At 54.9% G+C, this 20,331-nt stretch carries 23 protein-coding genes; 7 read left to right on the top strand and 16 right to left on the bottom strand.

What is annotated here, in order from left to right:
* The first annotated feature begins 311 nt into the window (after positions 1–311).
* On the top strand, positions 312–1,247 hold the full coding sequence (gene rihA, locus FNY10_RS07300) for a pyrimidine-specific ribonucleoside hydrolase RihA (protein WP_141964651.1): 936 nt from the start codon (positions 312–314) through the stop codon (positions 1,245–1,247).
* A gap of 105 nt (positions 1,248–1,352) precedes the next feature.
* Here the strand turns inward: rihA and FNY10_RS07295 are convergent, their stop codons facing one another.
* Complete coding sequence (locus tag FNY10_RS07295; RefSeq protein WP_100686304.1) at positions 1,353–2,390, bottom strand: NADP-dependent oxidoreductase; 1,038 nt, start codon at positions 2,388–2,390, stop codon at positions 1,353–1,355.
* A 65-nt stretch (positions 2,391–2,455) separates the two neighbouring features.
* A complete protein-coding gene (locus tag FNY10_RS07290; protein ID WP_160703415.1) occupies positions 2,456–3,031 on the bottom strand; it encodes an XRE family transcriptional regulator in 576 nt (191 codons plus the stop codon).
* 199 nt (positions 3,032–3,230) lie between these two features.
* Between FNY10_RS07290 and FNY10_RS07285 the strand changes: the two genes are divergently transcribed.
* On the top strand, positions 3,231–3,749 hold the full coding sequence (locus tag FNY10_RS07285; RefSeq protein ID WP_100686306.1) for a GNAT family N-acetyltransferase: 519 nt from the start codon (positions 3,231–3,233) through the stop codon (positions 3,747–3,749).
* Positions 3,746–4,195, top strand: coding sequence for a DMT family transporter (locus FNY10_RS07280; protein ID WP_141964652.1), 450 nt, complete (start codon positions 3,746–3,748; stop codon positions 4,193–4,195). The genes FNY10_RS07285 and FNY10_RS07280 overlap by 4 nt, the downstream gene beginning before the upstream one ends.
* A 9-nt stretch (positions 4,196–4,204) precedes the next feature.
* On the opposite strand, the gene FNY10_RS07275 is transcribed toward FNY10_RS07280, so the two are convergent.
* Complete coding sequence (locus FNY10_RS07275; RefSeq protein ID WP_100686308.1) at positions 4,205–4,438, bottom strand: YdcY family protein; 234 nt, start codon at positions 4,436–4,438, stop codon at positions 4,205–4,207.
* A gap of 15 nt (positions 4,439–4,453) precedes the next feature.
* Positions 4,454–6,052: an ABC transporter substrate-binding protein gene (locus tag FNY10_RS07270; RefSeq protein WP_100686309.1), complete on the bottom strand. Its 1,599-nt coding sequence runs from the start codon at positions 6,050–6,052 to the stop codon at positions 4,454–4,456.
* Positions 6,053–6,314: 262 nt separating this feature from the next.
* Here FNY10_RS07270 and FNY10_RS07265 point away from each other — a divergent pair, with 262 nt between their 5' ends.
* On the top strand, positions 6,315–7,748 hold the full coding sequence (locus tag FNY10_RS07265) for an aldehyde dehydrogenase (protein ID WP_160703417.1): 1,434 nt from the start codon (positions 6,315–6,317) through the stop codon (positions 7,746–7,748).
* Between the two features lie 100 nt (positions 7,749–7,848).
* Here the strand turns inward: FNY10_RS07265 and FNY10_RS07260 are convergent, their stop codons facing one another.
* The gene (locus FNY10_RS07260; RefSeq protein WP_131049031.1) at positions 7,849–8,631 is read right to left on the bottom strand and encodes an alpha/beta fold hydrolase; all 783 of its coding nucleotides are present in this window, start codon (positions 8,629–8,631) and stop codon (positions 7,849–7,851) included.
* A 71-nt stretch (positions 8,632–8,702) separates the two neighbouring features.
* A complete protein-coding gene (locus tag FNY10_RS07255) occupies positions 8,703–8,876 on the bottom strand; it encodes a GhoT/OrtT family toxin (RefSeq protein ID WP_100686312.1) in 174 nt (57 codons plus the stop codon).
* A 190-nt stretch (positions 8,877–9,066) separates the two neighbouring features.
* Between FNY10_RS07255 and yncL the strand changes: the two genes are divergently transcribed.
* The gene (gene yncL, locus FNY10_RS07250) at positions 9,067–9,162 is read left to right on the top strand and encodes a stress response membrane protein YncL (RefSeq protein WP_064610873.1); all 96 of its coding nucleotides are present in this window, start codon (positions 9,067–9,069) and stop codon (positions 9,160–9,162) included.
* Positions 9,163–9,211: 49 nt separating this feature from the next.
* On the opposite strand, the gene FNY10_RS07245 is transcribed toward yncL, so the two are convergent.
* Positions 9,212–9,526, bottom strand: a complete 315-nt coding sequence (locus FNY10_RS07245) for a hypothetical protein (protein WP_227699356.1) — start codon at positions 9,524–9,526, stop codon at positions 9,212–9,214.
* A 556-nt stretch (positions 9,527–10,082) separates the two neighbouring features.
* Between FNY10_RS07245 and FNY10_RS07240 the strand changes: the two genes are divergently transcribed.
* Complete coding sequence (locus tag FNY10_RS07240; RefSeq protein ID WP_160703419.1) at positions 10,083–10,205, top strand: small membrane protein; 123 nt, start codon at positions 10,083–10,085, stop codon at positions 10,203–10,205.
* A 617-nt stretch (positions 10,206–10,822) separates the two neighbouring features.
* Here the strand turns inward: FNY10_RS07240 and FNY10_RS07235 are convergent.
* The 4 genes from FNY10_RS07235 to FNY10_RS07220 form a co-directional block, all read right to left on the bottom strand.
* Positions 10,823–11,761 (bottom strand): omptin family outer membrane protease, encoded by a 939-nt coding sequence (locus tag FNY10_RS07235; protein ID WP_131049030.1) that lies wholly within the window; start codon positions 11,759–11,761, stop codon positions 10,823–10,825.
* A gap of 192 nt (positions 11,762–11,953) precedes the next feature.
* Complete coding sequence (locus tag FNY10_RS07230) at positions 11,954–12,385, bottom strand: 4-fold beta flower protein (RefSeq protein WP_141964655.1); 432 nt, start codon at positions 12,383–12,385, stop codon at positions 11,954–11,956.
* Positions 12,386–12,513: 128 nt separating this feature from the next.
* Positions 12,514–13,779, bottom strand: a complete 1,266-nt coding sequence (locus tag FNY10_RS07225; protein WP_160703421.1) for a Y-family DNA polymerase — start codon at positions 13,777–13,779, stop codon at positions 12,514–12,516.
* Positions 13,780–13,782: 3 nt separating this feature from the next.
* On the bottom strand, positions 13,783–14,202 hold the full coding sequence (locus tag FNY10_RS07220; protein WP_160703423.1) for a translesion error-prone DNA polymerase V autoproteolytic subunit: 420 nt from the start codon (positions 14,200–14,202) through the stop codon (positions 13,783–13,785).
* Between the two features lie 77 nt (positions 14,203–14,279).
* Here FNY10_RS07220 and FNY10_RS07215 point away from each other — a divergent pair, with 77 nt between their 5' ends.
* Positions 14,280–14,522, top strand: coding sequence for a DinI-like family protein (locus tag FNY10_RS07215; protein ID WP_131049026.1), 243 nt, complete (start codon positions 14,280–14,282; stop codon positions 14,520–14,522).
* A gap of 203 nt (positions 14,523–14,725) precedes the next feature.
* On the opposite strand, the gene patD is transcribed toward FNY10_RS07215, so the two are convergent.
* Genes patD through ydcS form a run of 5 tightly spaced genes read right to left on the bottom strand, consistent with a single transcriptional unit; the run spans position 14,726 to position 20,076 of the window.
* A complete protein-coding gene (patD, locus tag FNY10_RS07210; RefSeq protein WP_160703425.1) occupies positions 14,726–16,150 on the bottom strand; it encodes an aminobutyraldehyde dehydrogenase in 1,425 nt (474 codons plus the stop codon).
* Positions 16,151–16,172: 22 nt separating this feature from the next.
* Positions 16,173–16,979 (bottom strand): ABC transporter permease subunit, encoded by an 807-nt coding sequence (locus FNY10_RS07205; protein ID WP_160703427.1) that lies wholly within the window; start codon positions 16,977–16,979, stop codon positions 16,173–16,175.
* Positions 16,969–17,898, bottom strand: coding sequence for an ABC transporter permease (locus tag FNY10_RS07200; RefSeq protein ID WP_160703429.1), 930 nt, complete (start codon positions 17,896–17,898; stop codon positions 16,969–16,971). The genes FNY10_RS07205 and FNY10_RS07200 overlap by 11 nt, the downstream gene beginning before the upstream one ends.
* Before the next feature lies 1 nt (position 17,899).
* Positions 17,900–18,913, bottom strand: coding sequence for an ABC transporter ATP-binding protein (locus FNY10_RS07195; RefSeq protein WP_141964660.1), 1,014 nt, complete (start codon positions 18,911–18,913; stop codon positions 17,900–17,902).
* Positions 18,914–18,930: 17 nt separating this feature from the next.
* The gene (ydcS, locus tag FNY10_RS07190; RefSeq protein ID WP_131049021.1) at positions 18,931–20,076 is read right to left on the bottom strand and encodes a putative ABC transporter substrate-binding protein YdcS; all 1,146 of its coding nucleotides are present in this window, start codon (positions 20,074–20,076) and stop codon (positions 18,931–18,933) included.
* Between the last annotated feature and the right edge of the window lie 255 nt (positions 20,077–20,331).

Genomic DNA, 20,331 nt, shown 5'->3' with positions numbered 1-20,331 from the left:
GCCACCGGGGAAACAGACCGCACCACCCCGTAGCCCCGGTAAGCGTAGCGCCACCGGGGAGACAAACCGCACCATTCCGTAGCCCCGGTAAGCGTAGCGCCACCGGGGAGAGGTTCCCGGGCGGCGGGATACATCCCTTGCCCGGGCTACGGCCCGGCATCAATTGTCGCCCCGGTAAACGTAGCACCACCGGGGAAACGCTCTCACTCCCGTCTTATTGCGGCTTACTTCACGCTTTGTTTTATCCTTTCTCGTCTGTTGTGCTCCCGAGCGTTACTCTTGTCACAAATAACCGCCAACAAGGAGCTGCTATGGCACTGCCGATCATTCTCGATTGCGATCCCGGTCATGATGACGCCATTGCGATGATTCTCGCCCTCGCCTCACCCGAACTTGACGTCAAAGCGATCACCGCCTCCGCGGGCAACCAGACACCGGACAAAACCCTGCGCAACGTGCTGCGTATGCTGACGCTACTGAGACGGCAGGATATTCCGGTGGCCAGCGGCGCGCGCAAACCGCTGATGCGGGAGCTGATCATCGCCGACAACGTTCACGGCGAAAGCGGGCTTGATGGCCCGGCGCTGCCGGAGCCTGATTTTGCGCCGCAGACCTGCACCGCCGTCGAACTGATGGCGAGCACGTTACGCGCAAGCCCGCAGCCAATAACCCTTGTCGCGACCGGCCCGCAAACCAACGTTGCCCTGCTGCTCAACAGCCACCCGGAACTGCATGACAAGATTGCCCGCATTGTCCTGATGGGCGGCGCGATGGCGTTGGGCAACTGGCAGCCCGCCGCCGAGTTTAATATCTACGTCGACCCGGAAGCGGCGGAGATCGTCTTTCAGTCCGGCATCCCGATAGTCATGGCCGGGCTGGACGTGACGCATAAAGCGCAGATCCATGATCAGGATATCGCGCGTTTTCGCCAGCTGGGCAACCCGGTGGCGACGGTCGTTGCCGGGCTGCTCGATTTCTTTATGGCATACCACAGAGACGAGAAATGGGGCTTTGTCGGCGCGCCGCTGCACGATCCTTGTACTATCGCCTGGCTGTTGAAGCCGGAGCTGTTCACCAGCATTGAACGCTGGGTGGGCGTGGAAACACAGGGAAAATATACCCAGGGGATGACGGTGGTCGATTATTATTTCCTGACCGGCAATCCGCCAAATACGACGCTCCTGCTGGATGTCGACAGACAAGGGTTCGTGGATTTGTTAGCCGAGCGGCTGGCGTTTTATGGCTAACGGAGAGCCTGCTGGCTCTGTTCTCAGGAAAAGCACGCGCTGTGCTTTTCCTGCTGAATCAACGGGCAAGCCCCGGCATGTGCCGAACTGCCGGGGTAATATTGATTAATCGTCCGGGGAGACGCGCACCACCACTTTACCGAAGTTTTCACCCTTCAGCAGGCCAATCAGCGCATTGGGCGCCTGTTCCAGGCCATCGACAAGCTGCTCGCGGTATTTGATTTTACCTTCCTGTACCCAGCGCCCCATCTCCGCCTGGAACTCGGCAATACGATGCCCGTAATCCTGGCCGATGATAAAGCCCTGCATCCGGATACGTTTTTTCAGCAGCGTCGCCATCAATAGCGGCAGACGATCCGGGCCTTCCGGCAGGCCGGTCGCATTATAGCCACTGACCAGGCCGCACAGCGGAACCCGCGCCGAGGTGTTGAGCAGCGGCAGTACGGCATCAAACACCTTGCCGCCGACGTTTTCGTAGTAGATATCAATACCCTGCGGGCAGGCCTCGGCCAGCTGGCTGGCAAAGTCAACGGCATGATGATCGAGGCAGATATCAAACCCAAGGGTTTCGACCGCATAACGGCACTTCTCGCTGCCCCCGGCAATTCCCACCGTGCGACAGCCTTTCAGTTTCGCGATCTGGCCGACCGTGCCGCCAACCGGACCGGTAGCCGCGGCCACGACCAGCGTTTCTCCCGCCTTCGGCTGGCCGATATCCAGCAGCCCCATATAGGCTGTAAAACCAGGCATCCCAAGAATACCGAGCGCCCACGAGGGGTGTTGCGGATGCTCGCCCAGCTTGACCAGCCCGTTGCCATCGGAGAGTTCAAAATCCTGCCAGCCGCCGTAGTTCAGCACCCACTCTCCCGCTTTAAAGTCAGCATGGTCAGACGCTTCAACGCGACTCACCGTTCCGCCGACCATCACGGCACCGATGGCAACCGGCGGCGAGTAGGACGGCGCGTCGCTCATGCGTCCGCGCATGTAGGGGTCTAACGAAAGATAAACCGTGCGCAGAAGCACCTGCCCGGGACCGGGCGTCGGGGCATCGCTCTCTTCCAGACGGAAATTATCCCCCGTCGGCTCGCCGTGCGGGCGAGAGGCCAGCACCCAGCGGCGGTGACGTTGTGGATGAAAAGCCATAACAAACTCCTCTTGTTTAAGACCTGTAATGAGGCTAGTCGCAATTGCTGCCGCGCACATTGGCATTATGAGGCAGATTGATTTAAGCGCACGACCAGATAGGTGCACGATGCGCTGGACTCATTGATAAAACGGCAGTCGTCAGGCGGCCCCAGCTCAAGGCAATCGCCGGCCCGCATCTCATGCCGGGTCGCGCCCTCGACAAAAACCAGCTCCCCCTGTTGCAGCCAGATAAGCTGACGCGCCAACGCGTAGGAGGAGGCGTGCATCGACACATCGCTGCCTGCCGGCAGCTCTACCTGCACCAGATCAATGGGCAGATCGCTGCGCGGCGAAACATGACGCCGTAAATAGTGGCTTTGCGGATCGCGCCATACCGGCTGCTGGGCAAAGCGCAGCAGTTTGCCTTCCTGCATCTCCGCGCGGGCGATCAGCGTCGACATACTGATCCCGAACGCGCCGGAAAGCCGCCCCAGCATCGACGCCGTCGGGCTGCTCTCGCCGCGTTCGATCTTGTGGATCATCGCGCGTGAGGCACCGGCGCGTTCGGCCAGTTCGCTGAGTGACCAGCCGCGAGATTCGCGTTCAATGCGGATACGGGCGCTAATGCGCTGATTCATATTGTCTTCAATAGTATTCATAGCGTAGTACTATAGTGTATGAATCAATCCCCGACAAGGCGACGCCTGCGCCGTCCCCTGAGGAGCGGCGGCCCCGCTGCATCTGCCTGGTAACCACCGGCCATGATAAATTTCTTGCGAAAACAGATGGCAGCATCGCGTACATTATTGTAATAATATCGTACTACTATAGTGTACAGAGATTGAGTTGAGGTTTGCTATGACCATTCGTTATGCCAGCAAAGAAGATTGCGCGGCGATTGCCGAAATTTACAACCACGCGGTGCTGCATACCGCCGCCATCTGGAATGACAAAACCGTCGATACCGATAATCGCATCGCCTGGTTTGAAGCACGTCAGCTGGCAGGCTACCCGGTTCTGGTGAGCGAAGAAAACGGCGTCGTCACCGGCTACTCTTCGTTTGGCGACTGGCGCGCCTTTGATGGCTTTCGCCATACCGTCGAGCATTCGGTCTACGTCCACCCCGATCATCAGGGTAAAGGATTAGGCCGCAGCCTGCTGGTGGCGCTGATTAAAGAAGCCCGTCGCCTGAACAAACATGTCATGGTGGCCGGTATCGAAGCGCAAAACCAGGCCTCTTTGCATCTGCACGAAACGCTCGGATTTGTGATCAGCGGGCAGATGCCGCAGGTCGGCACAAAATTTGGCCGCTGGCTGGATCTGACCTTTATGCAGCTCCAGCTCGACGATCGTCGCGATCCGGACGCCAGCGCATGAACGCTTCTTTGACCCTCGCCTGTCTGATTGCCGCAGGCGTCGGACTGGTCGTACAAAATACGCTGATGGTACGTATTACGCAGTCCGCCTCGACAATACTCATTGCGATGCTGCTGAACTCACTGGTCGGAATGGTGATTTTCGTTACCATCCTGCTCCTGCGTCACGGTGCGGCAGGCTTTCAGGAGCTGGCGCTCAACATACAATGGTGGACGCTGATTCCCGGATTGCTGGGGTCGTTTTTTGTCTTCGCCAGCATCAGCGGTTATCAGAACGTTGGCGCGGCCACCACCATTGCGGTACTGGTTGCCAGTCAACTGGTGGGAGGATTAGCGATGGATATTATTCGCGCTCACGGCGTGCCGTGGCGGGCGTTACTAGGGCCGCTGTGCGGCGCAGTCATGCTGGTGGCAGGCGCCTGGCTGGTTGCCAGACGCCAGTTTTAGCGCGCAATATCAGAGAATGGCGCCGCCTTTGTTCAACTGCTCGCGGCGCGCTTCCTGCTCTTCATGCTGCTGACGGCCGTGATGGGCAATCGTGGTCCGTAAACGCTGCTGCTGGGTAAAACGCTCGTCGCGGGTCAGCTCAGCATCGTCACTCAACGCCACCAGCAGTTCGTTCATGTGAGTAATCACCCCCTCGGCAATCGCCGCATCGACGCGGGCGATAACGTCATCCAGATGTGCCATGTATGCTTCCCCGGCTTAGTTCAATTTAACTTTCGAAAAATCGCTACCCATCAGGCTCACGCTATAGCCGCTGACGTTACTGCGCGTGGCGTAGAAGGTTTTCCCGGTCGCGAGGGTAATCCATGGCGCCTGCTGATAAAAGATCTCTTGCGCCTGACCATACAGTTTGGCGCGTTGCTGCGGATCGCTGACCAGAATCGCTTTTTTGACCAGCGCGTCATATGACTTATCGCACCAGCGGGCAACGTTGGAACCGGTCTTGATATTATCACAGCTCAGCAATGTGCCGGCGAAGTTGTCCGGGTCGCCATTGTCCGACATCCAGCCAAACAGGGCGCTGTCGTGTTCACCTTTGCGCATGCCGGAGAGATATTCACCCCATTCATAGGTGACGATTTTGGCCTTGATGCCCACTTTGCTCCAGTCGTTCTGAATCATTTCGGCAATGCGCCGCGAGTTAGGGTTGTAGGGGCGCTGTACCGGCATCGACCACAAGGTCACCTCTGCCCCTTTTTCCAGCCCGGCCTGCTTCAGCAGCGCTTTGGCCTTTTGCGGATCGTAGTCGTAATCCGGCAGATCTTTCTTATAACCGAGCATATTTGCCGGCAGCGGAGATTTGGCCACCGCGCCAGAATCCATAAACACCGCGTTGACGATGGCCTGTTTGTCGGTGGCGTAGTTCAGCGCCTGACGGACCAGCACGTTATCAAACGGTTTTTTCTCGGTATTAAACGCCAGATAGCCGACGTTCAGCGCTTCAACAGCATGCAGCGCCAGATCTTTATTGCCCTTGATAACGGCGAACTGTACCGGCGACGGTGCCGGGATAATCTGACATTCGTTGGTTTGCAGTTTCGCCAGACGGGTCTCGACATTCGGGGTGATGGAGAAGATCAGATGTTTTGTCGGCACGTCACCTTCCCAGTAATGCGGGTTGGCAATGTAACGGATTAGCGAATCGACTTTATACTGCTGAAGCGCATACGGGCCGGTGCCGACAGGCCAGGTATCAACATACTCCGGCGTGCCTTTCTTCATCATCGCATCGGCGTATTCCGCCGACAGTATTGAGGCAAAATCCATTCCCCAGTCGGCGAGGAAGGCGGCATTCGGTTCCGTCAGTACGAACTGGACATGATAATCGTCGACCTTTTTCACCTCTTTAATCAGCTTATCCAGCCCGACGTCGTGGAAATACTCATAATTACCCTGCGAGACTTTATGATATGGATGATTCGCATCCTTCTGCCGCAGGACCGAGAAGATCACGTCATCCGCGTTAAAATCGCGGGTCGGTTTAAAATATTTATTGCTGTTGAACTGAACGCCTTTGCGCAGCGTGAAAGTCCAGGTTTTACCATCCGGGGAAACGGTCCAGTCAGTCGCCAGTGAAGGAATCGGCGTATTTTTCACCGGATCAAAGGTAATCAGACGGTTGTAGAGCACCTGGGAGCTGGCGACGAAAGAAGGTCCGGAGCTGGCAATCTGCGGGTTAAATGATTCCGGCGATGCTTCGGAGCAATAGACCAGCGTATCGTTACCGGCCGCCCACGCGGCTCCGGCGGGCAGCAAGGTGCTTAACGCCAGCGCAATCAGCGTTTTCCTGGTAGACATGGTTATAAACCTTATCAATTTGTTATAAGTGTTCTAATAACAACACAACAGCATTCAACCAGCAAATAATCAATCGCTATCAGGTTATGCTGAAAGCGCTTTTTTTGCCGATTTATTCTCCAGACCGGGTCAACCTGCTGAAGTTGTGAACTGCTTATAAAACCAGAAAAAAAACGTGCGATAACCGCCCTGCCTGCCCCACGCGGCCCCGGCGCCCGATACACTCGGAAAACCGCAGAACGCAGTACAACGAGGTTTTCCCATGACAATAACCTGCAACTTATATACCCGTGGCCAGTGGCATGATGCTGAAGGCCAGGCCACCTTTACCCGCACTAATCCGCTCAGCGAACAGCCCGCGTCCATCGCAGCGGCTGCGAGCCTGGCCGATGCCCGGCACAGCGTCGAAGCCGCCGCTGCCGCCTTCCCGCAATGGCGCGACACCGCCCCCGCCGAGCGCCGTCGCCTGCTGCTGGGGGCGGCGGAACAAATGCAGCGTCGTGAAGCCAAATTCATCGCCGCCATGTCGGCGGAGACAGGTGCGACGGCACACTGGGCGGGCTTTAACGTCCATCTGGCCGCCGACATTTTGCGTGAAGCCGCCGCCCTTACCACCCAGATTGAGGGGCAGATTATTCCGTCGAATGTCCCGGGTAATCTGGCGATGGCCGTCCGTCAGGGGGCTGGCGTGGTACTGGCAATGGCGCCGTGGAATGCGCCGCTGATCCTCGCTACTCGCGCGATTGCGACGCCGCTCGCCTGTGGGAATACGGTGATCCTCAAAGGGGCGGAAATGTCGCCCGCCAGCCAGGCGCTGATTATTGATGCGCTGGCGGCGGCCGGATTACCGGACGGCGTCGTGAACTATCTCACCTGCGCGCCGGCGGATGCGCCCGCGCTGGTGGAGTCGCTTATCGCCCATCCGGCGGTGCGCCGCGTTAACTTTACCGGCTCCACGCCGGTCGGGCGCATTATCGCCCGCACCTGCGGGCAGTATCTGAAACCGGCGGTGCTGGAACTTGGCGGCAAAGCGCCGCTACTGGTCCTCGACGATGCCGATCTCGAGCAAGCGGCGGCTGGCGCCCTCTTTGGCGCATTCGCTAACGCCGGACAGATCTGTATGTCAACCGAGCGCATTATCGTCGACGAATCAATAGCCGACGCTTTTATCGCCCTGCTCAGCCGCCGCGCGGCAACGCTGCCTGCCGGGCTGATGGGACCGGTTGTCGATATGAAAACCGTCACGCGCTGCAATGAACTCATTGATGACGCGCTGGCAAAAGGGGCCCACCTTTTAACCGGAGGTAAAGCCGACACCACGCAGATGCGCGCCACGCTGCTTGATGGGGTAACCCGCAGCATGCGGATATGGCAGGAAGAATCCTTCGGTCCGGTAAAAGCCATTATTCGGGTACACGGCGAGCAGGAAGCGCTGGCGGTAGCCAACGACAGTGAATACGGGCTCTCTTCGGCGGTCTACAGCCGCGACACCGCCCGGGCGTGGAACGTAGCCCAGGGGTTACAAACCGGCATTTGCCACATTAATGGCCCTACCGTACACGATGAAGCGCAGATGCCGTTTGGCGGCTGTAAAGCCTCCGGCTACGGACGCTTTGGCGGCCGCGCAGGCATTGCTGAGTTTACCGAGCTACGCTGGATGACATTGCAGACCACCCCGCGCGAACTGCCGTTTTAGCGTTCAGGCCAGCAGATAACGCGGTTCCCACTGCAAGCGATCGCCATCGGCATGCCACATAGGGTCGCTTGCCATCGGACGCGGACAGGCAAACGCTTCACTACGGTGATATCGAGGCGTTTGCCTGAGCGGGGGCGAAAAATTGCGCCATGCAATCGGCCAGCGCAACGGGATTCTCCCAGGCCATAGAGTGGCCCGCATCCGGCACTACCAGCAGCGGAATACCGGCGGCGGCGACGTCGTCGGCTTCCTGAGCCGGGAGCGACAATTCGCCATAGATCAGCGCCTTGCGACAGGATAATTGCTGAAAGCGCGCGAACCAGGACGGCGACACCCCGTCAACCAGGCTGCGGGCCCCTCGCCATACGGCTCTGGGGGCACTGTTTTGCAGGCACCCGGCCCAGGGAGACGTTTCTGCCGCCAGCAGATCGGCGAAGCCCTGCGCGATAAACCCGGCTTCCGACTGGGCGGCGATAGCCCGACTGTACATGCCGCCACCGGCATAAAGATTGGGTTCAGAGACCAGCAGAGCCTGGACGCGGTGGCCCAGAAGCTCAGCGGTTTCAATGGCAATACTGCCGCCCATGCTATGCCCGAACAGAGAGCAGCGGGTCAGTTGCAGACTGTCAAGCAGTTCCACAACAACCCGCGCCTGCTCACTGGTACCGTAGCCAAAGGAGTCAGGCTTACCGCTATAGCCAAAACCAGGCAGGTCGATCAGCAAAACCCGCTGCCCGGGAAAAGCCGGATCGGTCACCACGCGTAGATAGTCATAAGAGGACGCGCAACCCAGCCCGTGAATAAAGACCAGCGGGTCGCCGTACCCAGGGAAATCGAACCAGCGCACGTTAGCGCCAGCGAATAAGGAAAAATAGCTATTCATCAGGTTGCTCCGCCCATGATTGCTGTGTTTTTATACAGTAAAACAGTGACGGTTGCCATCGCTTTATGCTGTCAGAATAAAGAGATCAGTAGCGCCATCGGAAAGCTAAACGGCCAGGTGGCCCCGATCAGCAGCGCGGCCAGCAGGCGAATCAAACGGCTTTCTTTGGTCAGAAACCAGCTGATGATCGCACAAATACATCCCATAACTGCATAAAAAACCAGCATTTTCTGGTATAAGGTCATTATTCTTCCTTCCCTGATAAGCCCCATTATGATACGGAGATGAGCGGCACAAAGAGTGCGACACAGCCCGCAAAATCACACAACGAATCGCGCGCTTAATCAGCGGAAAACAACCAATTCATCCTTGTCTGATAGCACTTCCTTTCTCCCCGTACTATACATGTAGAGGCTTACTCATAAAGGTGGCGTTATGGATGTTTCCAGCAAAACCGTAATTCTGATTAATGTCGGCGTAGCTTTCGCGCTTATCAGCCTGTTATCTGTTCGTTTTGGTTGGTTTTACTGATTTTATTCAGCAAAGAGACCTAAAAAAGCAGCCTCCGTGGGCTGCTTTTTTACGATTTAATCGCGACGGTGTTATCCGCGCGGCTCTGCGCCTGTAGCACAGCAATAGCCTTTATATTCTCAGGGTTATAGCCGGGCAGCAGATTAATTCTTTCATTATCCCACTCAGCCGCCATACAGATGGGCTCGCTGACCCCCTGCTGTTCACAAAGACTAATACGCTGGGCGGGTAAATGACCGTACAGAATTGCCGTGGCGCAGGCCACTGGCAGAAAAAAAGCTATCTTTTTCAAAACAAGATCAACGTCAAAGTAACAAACTATGACAAATGTTCGCATGAGCCAGTCGGTAAAGTCAAACCTCAACCGCCTTTTCCCCCTGGCCGCCGCGGCCAGGCAGGGTTTTTTAACTTTTGTTCCACGCAATAGCGTGGTTCAAACAATGTCCCTGCCGCTCCCTTTTCATTCTCCATCTTTAACCGCAGCAGGTTATTGGACAATATGAACAAGTGGTCGTCATTTATCCCTATAGAAACAATCTGATCAGGTGAAATGACAAAGGAAATAAATGCCTGATACCTGACATGATGTTACGAAGATTCGATGAATAATAAAAATAGTGTATAAGAACAAACCTAAAAAGCAGCATAAATCCCAAGGAGAATTAATAACGCATAATAAAAAAACCGCCCACAAGTTGACTAAAAATGCGCAGAGAATTTAAGAAACCAACCACAAAGCCAGCAAGAAAAACACCACAAGACATTGTTTTTCAAACAAAATTAAATACAGACTGTATTTTCAGTACTGGCTAACAATGCACTTATCAGTAAATATTATTTGCGTTACCATCTTTTAGAAATTACATTCTTAATTACATATTTTTGATTTTTTCTGTTACTCATTTATTTTGGGGTGGTATATGTCTGGAATTATTGTGCTTATTGTGGCACTGCTGTTGCTGGTAATTGCAGCGTATAATCTGGTTTCTTACATTCGCGACCGTCGCCAGTCTGGGTTACCAATTAAAAAATCAAAGCGATAGAACTACGCGCTGCTGACAACGGCATACGCATGCGCCAGAAAACCTTTTGCTCACTGCGGCTTCATACGCGATAAATAACATTATAGTCTATGTGGAAAATAGATCGTCGCGGTCTGCCTTCACTTTCTCTTGGCTATTGTCTCGACGTTTGGCGCGCACGAAAAAAACCCCTGTACTCAAAACAGGGGTTTTCTTGTCACTTGCTGGCAGCGACAGATATTAATCAGGGTTATGTCTCTGTTTGTCCGTGCTGAACGGCATGTTACTCGCCCCACCCGGCGCTTATCTCCGGCACTCATTCTGGCTTAGCTCTTGAAGGGGCATAAGAATCCTCTCATATTTCGCCGCCTCTGTTTTAGCAATAACTGCCATTGCGACTATTAGCAGGCTAATGTATAAAAAAGGTGATTATCTCATCCGTAACAAGCTTGCGACCGCGCCACTACCTTCGCCGAGGCATAGCCCCATATTCACAGGAGACGCTTGCAGGTTGCACCCGGCAATAGCGGACGTAAATAATCAGGGCTGGAATTGACGGAGCCTCTCGAGTGAATTAACTGAAAAGCCCCATTTGGGGCTTTATGTTCAAAGAGAGATATATCTACGAACGGTACTACTTAGAATCGATATTGCAGACCAGCGGTCACGGTATAGTTTTTATTTGAAATGCCGGCAGCGTCTCCACCAATGGAGGCCGACTCGCCGCTATTGGTGTCAATGATCTGAGTGCCGCCCTTGCCTTCTTCATATTTACTGTATGTAAATTCAGCAAAAACTTTGGCATTAGGTGTGACATAATATCCGGCATCAATAGACGTACCATAATAACGCGAGTTAGTCGTCTTCTCACGGAAAGTGAGATCCCGCATGTAGTGCTCATCGTTATCATGTGCCCGAACCCAGTCGCTGAATTTAAACAAGGCATTAAATTCAAAATCATTGATACGATACTGACCAGCAAGGCCAATGTATGGCATAGAGAACCGCTGACTATAACCGATTCCTTGTTCTCCTGTCGGGAAATTTCCAGTATAAGCACCGTTATCATAGTTGTATGAACCACCGGTAGCCGTCCAGCTGAAACGAGTTTCCTGATAACCTGCGATTACACCGGCTTTATAAGCTTCATTCTGGAAGATCCAGCCTTTTACATTGAGGTCGTATTCATTGGCATAATTGACATTCGTGGCAGGGTGAGATGAGTGATCAGTCCATCCGGATTGGTTGTCATTCATCCAGTCGTAATCATCCATATGACCAGACCCAGAAGCCAGAGATGTCCACCCGCGAGCGTTCAGTGTCAGAAAGGAGTATGCATCCCAGGAAATATCGCCTTTCAGAATGGCGACATTCTTGATTTTCCAGTCCAACTGACTGATTTTTCTACCTGTACCCGCGTCATAAACCATCTCATGAGACTTTCCGCTTAGCATCCCTGCAGAGGTTGATACAGAAAAACTTTCCGGAGAGAAATTCGGAGTTAACTGCGTTGATTCTGCATAAGTAGTTCCTGAAAGCGTGGCCATCATCATTACTGCAACAGTACTTTTTTTCATTTTTATTCCCATAGGCAAAAGGTATTCCATAAGTTGCAGATGTAGTTTAAATCTCATACAAATATGAAGCAACTGTCAATTTTTGTAATTCTTATTTACGAGCACGGTTAAACTTGATTCCGGATTACTTACTGCGCTCATTTTTATTCAAGTGCATCCTGGCTATCTATAAGGGGTGCATTCGTTGTGCATTTATGCCGCGCCTGAAGCGACTAACAACGAACAATTTGTCTGGCCAAATTCATTGTTAAGCAGCGGGAAAATCGGTGGAATTTCCGGTATCGATTTTAGAGGTTTGAGATTCTTAAGTGACTTCAGCGATGGCAAATTAGGTGCCGCAATCAAATTCTTTACCGCACAAGCCACATAACCATCGTGGTCAACCAACATACCTTTAGTAAACCAGCCTAAATGACTGCCATTGAATCCATAAACATCAAACTCATTGTTCTGACTGCGTTTAAGGTAGGCGCCAGGTTCACCATCCCAGCTATATATAGTTAAATCATCATCGAGAGCAATGTAAGCGACTGGGTCGCCTTGATTGTCATAAAGATCCAGGTCATTGCCCGCTGAAACAAGAGTTGAGAAAAGCAGGACTGGCAGCAGAAGTAATTTTTTCATGTGTTCGCAAGTTTCTTAAAAAGGAAATTATTCGCAAATTCTACCAAATTTATGGGAAAAACCACTTTCCTGTCTCGCTCATAACCTCCTTACATGGCTGCCGGGCAAAAAATTTTGGTAGTCAGCGTTCACCTGACCTGCAGCAAGTCGCTATATCGTGTCGTATAGCGTGGAGATATCATGTTCCTTTTCATCTGCCATCCCGCCTGTATCCCTTGTCCCGCAAAGTACAGAGATCCTCTGCCGTTTTTGGCATTGAGATGATCCAGAACCGCCATCAGTTTTTCACTGTTCTTTCGTGGCGCATTGTCGTCGAACAGGTTCAACTGGGCTACGCCCTGGCTGTAGAAGTCGCAGAGCATCACACCCGCTTTTTGATAACGGTGTCCATCTTTCCAGATGCCATCGAGGCACCTGCTGGCCGCAGCGATGATGTCCCGACTATCCTGGGTCGGGGTCAGTAGTTTTACCGATGCGTTGTTGCTGTAATAGGGCTTATTCAGCGCAAATGGGCTGGTTTTGACAAATGCCGAGATAAACCGGCAGTACTGATGCTCACTGCGGAGTTTTTCCGCTGCGCGCGATGCATAGCTGCATATCGCCTGCCGCATCTCATGATATTCCGTAATGCGGCCGCCGAACGAACGGCTACAGACGATCTCCTGTTTTTCCGGGGCAAACTCTTCGAGGCCAAGACATGGCTCGCCGCGCAACTCGCGCACCGTGCGCTCCAGCACCACATTGAAATGCTTCCGGATAAAGCGGATATCGGTATCCGCCAGTTGAAGTACCGTTTTGATGCCCATGGCTTCCAGTTTTTTACTGATGCGGCGCCCGACACCCCAGACCTCATCAATTTGCAGTACAGCCATCAACTTACGCTGTTTGTCGATATTGGACAGGTCCACCACCCCGCCCGTTTGCTGCTGCCACTTCTTCGCCGCGTGGTTGGCCAGCTTTGCGAGGGTTTTAGTCTGGGCGATACCGATACCCACGGTGAGATGCGTCCTTCGCCGTACCGTTTCGCGTATCTCCCGGCCAAAATCGGTCAGGTCACGACAGTTACGCACGCCAGTCAGGTCGCAAAAGGCTTCATCGATACTGTAAATTTCGCACCGCGGCAAAAGCTCCTCTAACGTTGTCATGACCCGGTTCGACATGTCCGCGTATAGCTCGTAATTACTGCTGAAACAGATGACGCCGTGCTGGCGGAAAATATCCTGCTGTTTGAAAAACGGCGCCCCCATTTTCACAAATTTCTTTGCCTCCGCAGAGTGTGCTATCACGCAGCCATCGTTATTCGAAAGGACAACCACCGGTCGCCCTTTCAAATCGGGTCGAAAGACCGTCTCACAACTCGCGTAAAACGAGTTCACATCACATAGCGCGAACATTGTTCAGCCTGCGGACTTGATGATGTACGTGACGACACCGAACACATCTAACGTATCTTCGCTCCCGATGATAATCGGGGAATAGGCGCTGTTCATTGGGTTAAGCTGCACCGTCGGCCGCAACTGCAACTTTTTGACGGTAAAATCCCCTGCTACGGAGGCGATCACAATATTGCCATGCTCCGCTTTACGCGAACTGTCGACGACAAGGAGATCGCCCTCACTGATACCGCCCTCGATCATGCTGTCTCCGGCGGCCTTAACGAAATACGTCGCGCTGGGGTGACTGATCAACAACGCGTTGAGGTCGATACGTTGCTCAACATAATCCTGCGCCGGACTGGGAAAACCACACGGCACCGGGTCGCTAAATAGCGGAATGAAAAGGACTTCGCGGATCTCATTCGGTGTATAAAACTTCATAATGCCCCCTCTCATGTTGACACTGGTCATGCATACAGTATATATACTGTAATTATATCCAGTAAAGAGGGCGAGAAATGTTTGTGGAACTGATTTATGACAAGAGAAACTTTGAAGGGCTGAACGGGGCAAAGGAGACCATTACGGCAGAATTAACTCAGCGTATTCATAGAATTTTTCCCGATGCCGACGTATGCGTAAAACCGATGACGACCTTACCCACGATCAATACGGATGCCAGCAAACACGAAAAGGAGCAAATCAGCCGGGTTGTACAAGAGATGTTTGAAGAGGCGGATATGTGGATGATGGAGGAGTGATGGAATGACTCCCGTCATACATTTGCATGCCAGCCAGCGCATACGAATGGCCAGATGGTTTTCAACGTTTACGGAAAGCGGGTGTCGGAACAAAACAGCGAGCGGCTTGCTCTCCTGAACACTAATTTTGCTTTCAATCCCCCATCTATGCCCCACAAGTAAGCGGTCGGAATATAAATACATTACAACCGCTTACCTGAGTATTAGTGTTTTATCATCACATGGCGCACGACGGTGTAGTCTTCCAGACCGTACATCGACATGTCCTTACCATAGCCGGAGAGCTTCTGCCCACCGTGCGGCATCTCGCTGACCAGCATAAAGTGGGTATTGACCCAGGTGCAGCCGTACTGCAGACGCGCGCTCAGGCGATGAGCCCTGCCCACATCGCGGGTCCATACCGACGAAGCCAGCCCGTACTGCGAGTCATTGGCCCATGCCAGCACCTGATCTTCATCGTTGAACGACGTCACGCTGACCACCGGGCCAAACACCTCGCGCTGAACAATATCATCATCCTGCTTTGCGCCAGCCAGCAGCGTCGGCTGATAGAAATATCCCTTACCTGCCGCCTGGCTTCCGCCGGTCACCACCTGGATATGCGGTAACGCGCGTGCAGCCTCAACGGCAGCGCTGACCCGCTCGAGATGCGCCTGCGAACTCAGCGGCCCCAGTTCGGTGGACGGGTCGTCCGGCTGGCCCATTTTCAGCGTGGCCACGGCCGCACCCAGCTTCTCCACCAGCCGATCGTAGATCCCCTGCTGGGCATAAATGCGACAGGCAGCGGTGCAATCCTGACCGGCATTATAAAAACCGAAGGTTCTCACCCCTTCCACAACGGCAGCGATATCCGCATCGTCAAACACGATCACCGGCGCTTTGCCCCCCAGCTCCATGTGCGTGCGTTTTATTGACGAGGCGGTATGGCCGATAATGTGGGCGCCGGTGGCAATCGACCCAGTGAGCGACACCATGCGCACTTTCGGATGACCGGTCAGCGGATCGCCTACGCTTTTGCCGCGACCAAACAGCACGTTCAGCACGCCGGCGGGGAGAATATCCCTGGCCAGCTCCGCCAGCTTCAGCGCGGTCAGCGGCGTAATCTCTGACGGTTTGATGACCACGCAGTTGCCGGCCGCCAGCGCTGGCGCCAGCTTCCACGCCGCCATCATTAACGGATAGTTCCACGGCGCGATAGAGGCCATCACGCCAACCGGATCCCGGCGAATCATCGAGGTGTGCCCTTCCAGGTATTCGCCCGCCGCCATGCCCGGCAGGCAACGCGCCGCGCCGGCAAAAAAGCGAAACACGTCGGCAACGGCGGGCAGCTCGTCGTTTATCACGCAGTGCAGGGGTTTGCCGCAGTTTAAGGATTCCAGCTTCGCCAGCGCTTCAGCGTGGTCGGTAATCGCCTCCGCCAGCTTTAACAGAGTCTCGGCGCGGGTTTTCGGCGTCGTCTGGCCCCAGTTGACAAAGGCCCGATCCGCCGCCTCAACCGCCGCGTTGACCTGGGCCTCCGAGGCTTCCGCAATCTGCAGAATGACTTCACCATTAGCAGGATTGAATACCGGCACCATTTCGCCTTCACCCGCCACTAACTCACCGTTAATCAAAAGGTTATGTTGCATAGCATTATCCTGTAGAAATGAATTATTTACTGTTTTCAGCGCTCATGTCGCTATCACGGGTTAGCCACCAGGCGCCCAAAATGGGTATCGTCGTCACCAGCATCACCAGCAGTGCAACCACGTTGGTTACCGGCACATCGCGCGGGCGCCCCAGTTGGTTTAACAACCACAGCGGCAAAGTACGCTCATGCCCGGCGGTAAACGTGGTGACGATAATTTCATCAAACGATAAGGCGAAGGCCAGCATTCCCCCCGCCAGCAGCGCCGAACCCAGATTCGGCAGCACGACGTAGCGAAAGGTCTGCCAGCCCGTCGCGCCTAAGTCCATTGATGCCTCCACCAGACTCCACGACGTCCGGCGAAAACGGGCGATGACATTGTTGAACACCACCACCACGCAAAACGTGGCATGCCCCACGACGATAGTGAGCAGGCCAGGTTCCAGATTGACGGCCTTAAAGGCCGTCAGCAGCGCCAGTCCGGTGATAATCCCCGGCAGCGCGATCGGCAACAGCAGCAGGAGCGATACGGCGTTTTTACCAAAAAACGTACTGCGCCATAATGCGCCTGCAGCCAACGTGCCAAGTACCAACGCAATCGCCGTCGACAGCGCGGCAATTTTAAGTGACAACGTCACGGCGTCGATAATATCGCTGCGCCCCGCCGCCTCGCTGAACCAGCGCAGCGTCAGGCCCTGAGGCGGAAAGCTAAAGGCGGCATCTTCGGTATTGAAGGCATACAGCGCGATAATCAGCAGCGGAAAATGGAGGAATACCACCCCGCCCCAGGTGGCCACTTTCAGCAACAACGGTGCCCGATCAGAGTGCATCGAACGCTCCCAGGCGCTTCACGAACGCCAGATAGAGGGCAATCAGCACAATCGGCACCAGGGTAAACGCGGCCGCCATCGGCATGTTGCCGATCGCCCCCTGCTGGGAATAGACCATATTGCCAATAAAGAAGCCGGGCGGCCCCACCAGTTGCGGTACGATAAAGTCCCCCAGCGTCAGGGAGAAAGTAAAAATCGACCCGGCGGCAATGCCGGGTATCGCCAGCGGCAACACCACGTAACGGAAGGTCTGCCGCGGGCGGGCGCCGAGATCGGCGGAAGCCTGCAGCAGCGAAGGCGGCAAACGTTCCAGCGCCGCCTGTACCGGCAGGATCATAAACGGCAGCCAGATATAGACGAACACCAGAAAACGGCCGAGGCCCGAGGTCGACAGCGTATTTCCGCCGACCGCCGGAATCGCCATCACCAGGTTTAACACTCCCTCCAGCCCGAGATGCCCGAGAAACCACTGCGCCACGCCATCTTTCGCCAGCAGTAGCGTCCAGGCGTAGGCCTTTACGATATAGCTCGCCCACATGGGCAGCATGACGGCAATATAGAAGAACGCTTTCATTTTGCCGCAGGTATAGCGGGCCATATACCACGACATCGGCAAAGCCAGCACCGCGCTGGCCACCGTCACCGCCAACGCCATCACCAGCGTGCGGACAATGATGTCGTAGTTCGCCGGATTAAACAGCGCTTTGAGATTGGCGAGCGTCAGATCGGTGGTGACCGACATGGTGAAATCATCAAAGGTGTAGACGCTTTGCCACAGCAATGTCAGCAGCGACCCCAGATAGACGATGCCGAACCACATCAACGGACCCAGCAGGAGTAAGAACAGGCCCAGCGATGGCCTGCGCCAGAAGAGTCCGGACAGACGCCCGGACGGCACGCGCGGAATGACCATCGTCATCTCAGCCCCCTTGTTCCAAAGGCACCATCGCCGAACGTGACCACGAAGCCAGCACCGTCTGTCCGGTCTGCGGCGCGCTGGATACCATCCCGCCATCGCTGTTCGCCTGGCTGACCAGCAGCTTATCGCCATTCGCCAGCTTCAGTTCGATACGCGTCGCGGCCCCCTGGTACTGGACCGCCTGCACCACGCCCTGAACCTGCACTTCTCCACCGCTGTCGAGACGAATATGTTCCGGCCGCAGCGACCAGACCCCGCGCATCCCGCACAGGCGAGCGGCAAGCTCGCTATCAAATACGTTAGCGGTACCAACAAACCCGGCAACAAACGCGGTTTTCGGACGCAGATAGAGGTCGTGCGGGGCATCAATCTGCTCGATACGCCCGTTATTAAAGACCGCCACCCGATCGGACATCGACAGCGCTTCGCCCTGATCGTGGGTGACGAAGATAAAGGTGATCCCCAGCGTCTGCTGAAGTTTTTTCAGCTCGACCTGCATCTGTTCGCGCAGCTTTAAGTCCAGCGCGCCAAGCGGCTCATCAAGCAGCAGCACCCGCGGTTCATTCACTAAAGCGCGGGCAATCGCCACCCGCTGCCGCTGTCCGCCGGAGAGCTGCGACGGTTTGCGGGTGTGCACAAACCCGAGTGCCACCTTTTCCAGCGCCTCCTGCGCGCGAAAATGGCGCTCCTTTTTGCCGATACCTTTGACCATCAGCCCGTAGGCCACGTTATCGAGGATCGACATATGCGGAAACAGCGCATAGTCCTGAAAGACGGTATTCACATCGCGCTGCCACGGCGGCAGCTCGCTGGCCTTGTGACCGTAAATGGCAATCGCCCCGCCCGAGAGCTGTTCGAATCCGGCAATCAGCCGCAGGCAGGTGGTTTTGCCGGAGCCGGATGGCCCCAGCATGGAGAAAAATTCGCCATCACGGATCCCCATGTTGACGCCGTCCACCGCGCGAACGTCACCATAGAAACGAGAGACATTGTGAAACTCTACCGCGTACGTCATGTTCTGCCTCCGGCCGATTACCGGCCGCCCATAATCGCGATATAGTCCTGCGTCCAGCGGCTATAGGGCACATATTTCCCCCCTTCGGCCACCGGCGTTTTCCAGAATGCAATTTTAGCGAACTCGTTGTAGCCATTGGTTTCGCACCCTTTGTCACCCAGTAGCGTACTCGCCTTACAGCCTTGCGGTACCACCGGCAACGAGCCGAACCACGCCGCCACGTCGCCCTGTACCTTCGGCGTCAGCGACCAGTTCATCCATTTATAGGCGCACACCGGGTGTCTGGCGTCGCTATGTAACATTGTGGTATCCGCCCAGCCTGTGACGCCCTCTTTCGGAAAGACGGTGGCTATCGGCTGGCCGTCGGCTTTTAAGCCGTTGGCCTGATATGGCCAGGCGCTGGAGGCCACCACGCCTTCGTTTTTGAAGTCGCTCATCTGAACGGTGGTGTCATGCCAGTAGCGGTGGATTAGCCCATGCTGCGCGCGTAGCACCTTCAGTACCGCCTGATACTGGGCTTCGGTCAGTTGGTAGGGGTCGGTAATGCCCAGCTGCGGCTGGGTTGCTTTCACGAACAGCGCCGCATCGGCAATATAGATAGGGCCGTCGTAGGCCTGGACGCGCCCTTGATTACTTTTACCATCGGAGAGTTTCTGCTCAACAAAGACCACGTTCCAGCTGTCCGGCGGCGTCGGGAATATTTTAGTGTTGTACATCAGCAGGTTGGGTCCCCACTGGTACGGGGTGCCGTAGACTTTACCGCCGACGTTAAACCAGGCGCCTTTTTCAACACGGGGATCGAGGGTAGACCAGTTGCCGATCAGCGCCGTATTAATGGGCTGTACCCGCTTGCCCATAATTAAGCGCAGCGAGGCGTCACCCGAGGCGGTGACCAGGTCATACCCGCCTTTCGCCATCAGGCTGACCATCTCATCGGACGTGGCGGCCGTTTTCACGTTCACCTGACATCCGCTCTCTTTTTCAAACTGGCTCACCCAGTCATAGTTTTTATCCGTCTGGCCGCGCTCGATATAGCCCGGCCAGGCGATAATATCAAGCCGCCCTTCGCCTTTATCCAGTGAAGCGGGCGGCTCAGCGGCCTGCGCCGTCAGGATAGCCATCCCCAGCGCATAGAGGCTGCCACGGGCAATTTTTTTGCTCATCGGGTGTTACTCCTGTCACAATAAAATTAGCGGCAGCCATGCCGTAAAAATATCTCCCTTAATAACCATAGACGGCGCACTTACGCCCCCTGGAGAAATTTATTCAGGTTGTGACAAGGGGCGCATTCCACAAAAATCGATGAATGCCTGACAACAATATGGATTATAGACAAGGAGTTAGAGGCAGGATACGGCTATGCGTATTTCCTATGACCAGGGCCGGTAAAATATTAACCGGCCGGGTTTGATAATACT

It is taken from the genome of Klebsiella sp. Lac1 (assembly GCF_009825425.1).
In the GTDB taxonomy this organism is placed as follows: domain Bacteria; phylum Pseudomonadota; class Gammaproteobacteria; order Enterobacterales; family Enterobacteriaceae; genus Klebsiella; species Klebsiella electrica.
This window is presented reverse-complemented; position numbering and strand designations above follow the sequence as displayed.

Bases quoted from the DNA above. Each gene is read 5' to 3' on its own strand.
- rihA (WP_141964651.1), top strand. From the start codon at position 312: ATGGCACTGCCGATCATTCTCGATTGCGATCCCGGTCATGATGACGCC.
- patD (WP_160703425.1), bottom strand. From the start codon at position 16,150: ATGCAACATAACCTTTTGATTAACGGTGAGTTAGTGGCGGGTGAAGGC.
- FNY10_RS07215 (WP_131049026.1), top strand. From the start codon at position 14,280: ATGTTTGTGGAACTGATTTATGACAAGAGAAACTTTGAAGGGCTGAAC.
- FNY10_RS07230 (WP_141964655.1), bottom strand. From the start codon at position 12,385: ATGAAAAAATTACTTCTGCTGCCAGTCCTGCTTTTCTCAACTCTTGTT.
- FNY10_RS07260 (WP_131049031.1), bottom strand. From the start codon at position 8,631: ATGAATAGCTATTTTTCCTTATTCGCTGGCGCTAACGTGCGCTGGTTC.
- FNY10_RS07290 (WP_160703415.1), bottom strand. From the start codon at position 3,031: ATGAATACTATTGAAGACAATATGAATCAGCGCATTAGCGCCCGTATC.
- FNY10_RS07285 (WP_100686306.1), top strand. From the start codon at position 3,231: ATGACCATTCGTTATGCCAGCAAAGAAGATTGCGCGGCGATTGCCGAA.
- FNY10_RS07220 (WP_160703423.1), bottom strand. From the start codon at position 14,202: ATGAAGTTTTATACACCGAATGAGATCCGCGAAGTCCTTTTCATTCCG.
- FNY10_RS07275 (WP_100686308.1), bottom strand. From the start codon at position 4,438: ATGGCACATCTGGATGACGTTATCGCCCGCGTCGATGCGGCGATTGCC.
- FNY10_RS07295 (WP_100686304.1), bottom strand. From the start codon at position 2,390: ATGGCTTTTCATCCACAACGTCACCGCCGCTGGGTGCTGGCCTCTCGC.
- FNY10_RS07240 (WP_160703419.1), top strand. From the start codon at position 10,083: ATGTCTGGAATTATTGTGCTTATTGTGGCACTGCTGTTGCTGGTAATT.
- FNY10_RS07205 (WP_160703427.1), bottom strand. From the start codon at position 16,979: ATGCACTCTGATCGGGCACCGTTGTTGCTGAAAGTGGCCACCTGGGGC.
- FNY10_RS07255 (WP_100686312.1), bottom strand. From the start codon at position 8,876: ATGACCTTATACCAGAAAATGCTGGTTTTTTATGCAGTTATGGGATGT.
- ydcS (WP_131049021.1), bottom strand. From the start codon at position 20,076: ATGAGCAAAAAAATTGCCCGTGGCAGCCTCTATGCGCTGGGGATGGCT.
- yncL (WP_064610873.1), top strand. From the start codon at position 9,067: ATGGATGTTTCCAGCAAAACCGTAATTCTGATTAATGTCGGCGTAGCT.
- FNY10_RS07200 (WP_160703429.1), bottom strand. From the start codon at position 17,898: ATGACGATGGTCATTCCGCGCGTGCCGTCCGGGCGTCTGTCCGGACTC.
- FNY10_RS07280 (WP_141964652.1), top strand. From the start codon at position 3,746: ATGAACGCTTCTTTGACCCTCGCCTGTCTGATTGCCGCAGGCGTCGGA.
- FNY10_RS07225 (WP_160703421.1), bottom strand. From the start codon at position 13,779: ATGTTCGCGCTATGTGATGTGAACTCGTTTTACGCGAGTTGTGAGACG.
- FNY10_RS07265 (WP_160703417.1), top strand. From the start codon at position 6,315: ATGACAATAACCTGCAACTTATATACCCGTGGCCAGTGGCATGATGCT.
- FNY10_RS07235 (WP_131049030.1), bottom strand. From the start codon at position 11,761: ATGAAAAAAAGTACTGTTGCAGTAATGATGATGGCCACGCTTTCAGGA.
- FNY10_RS07270 (WP_100686309.1), bottom strand. From the start codon at position 6,052: ATGTCTACCAGGAAAACGCTGATTGCGCTGGCGTTAAGCACCTTGCTG.
- FNY10_RS07195 (WP_141964660.1), bottom strand. From the start codon at position 18,913: ATGACGTACGCGGTAGAGTTTCACAATGTCTCTCGTTTCTATGGTGAC.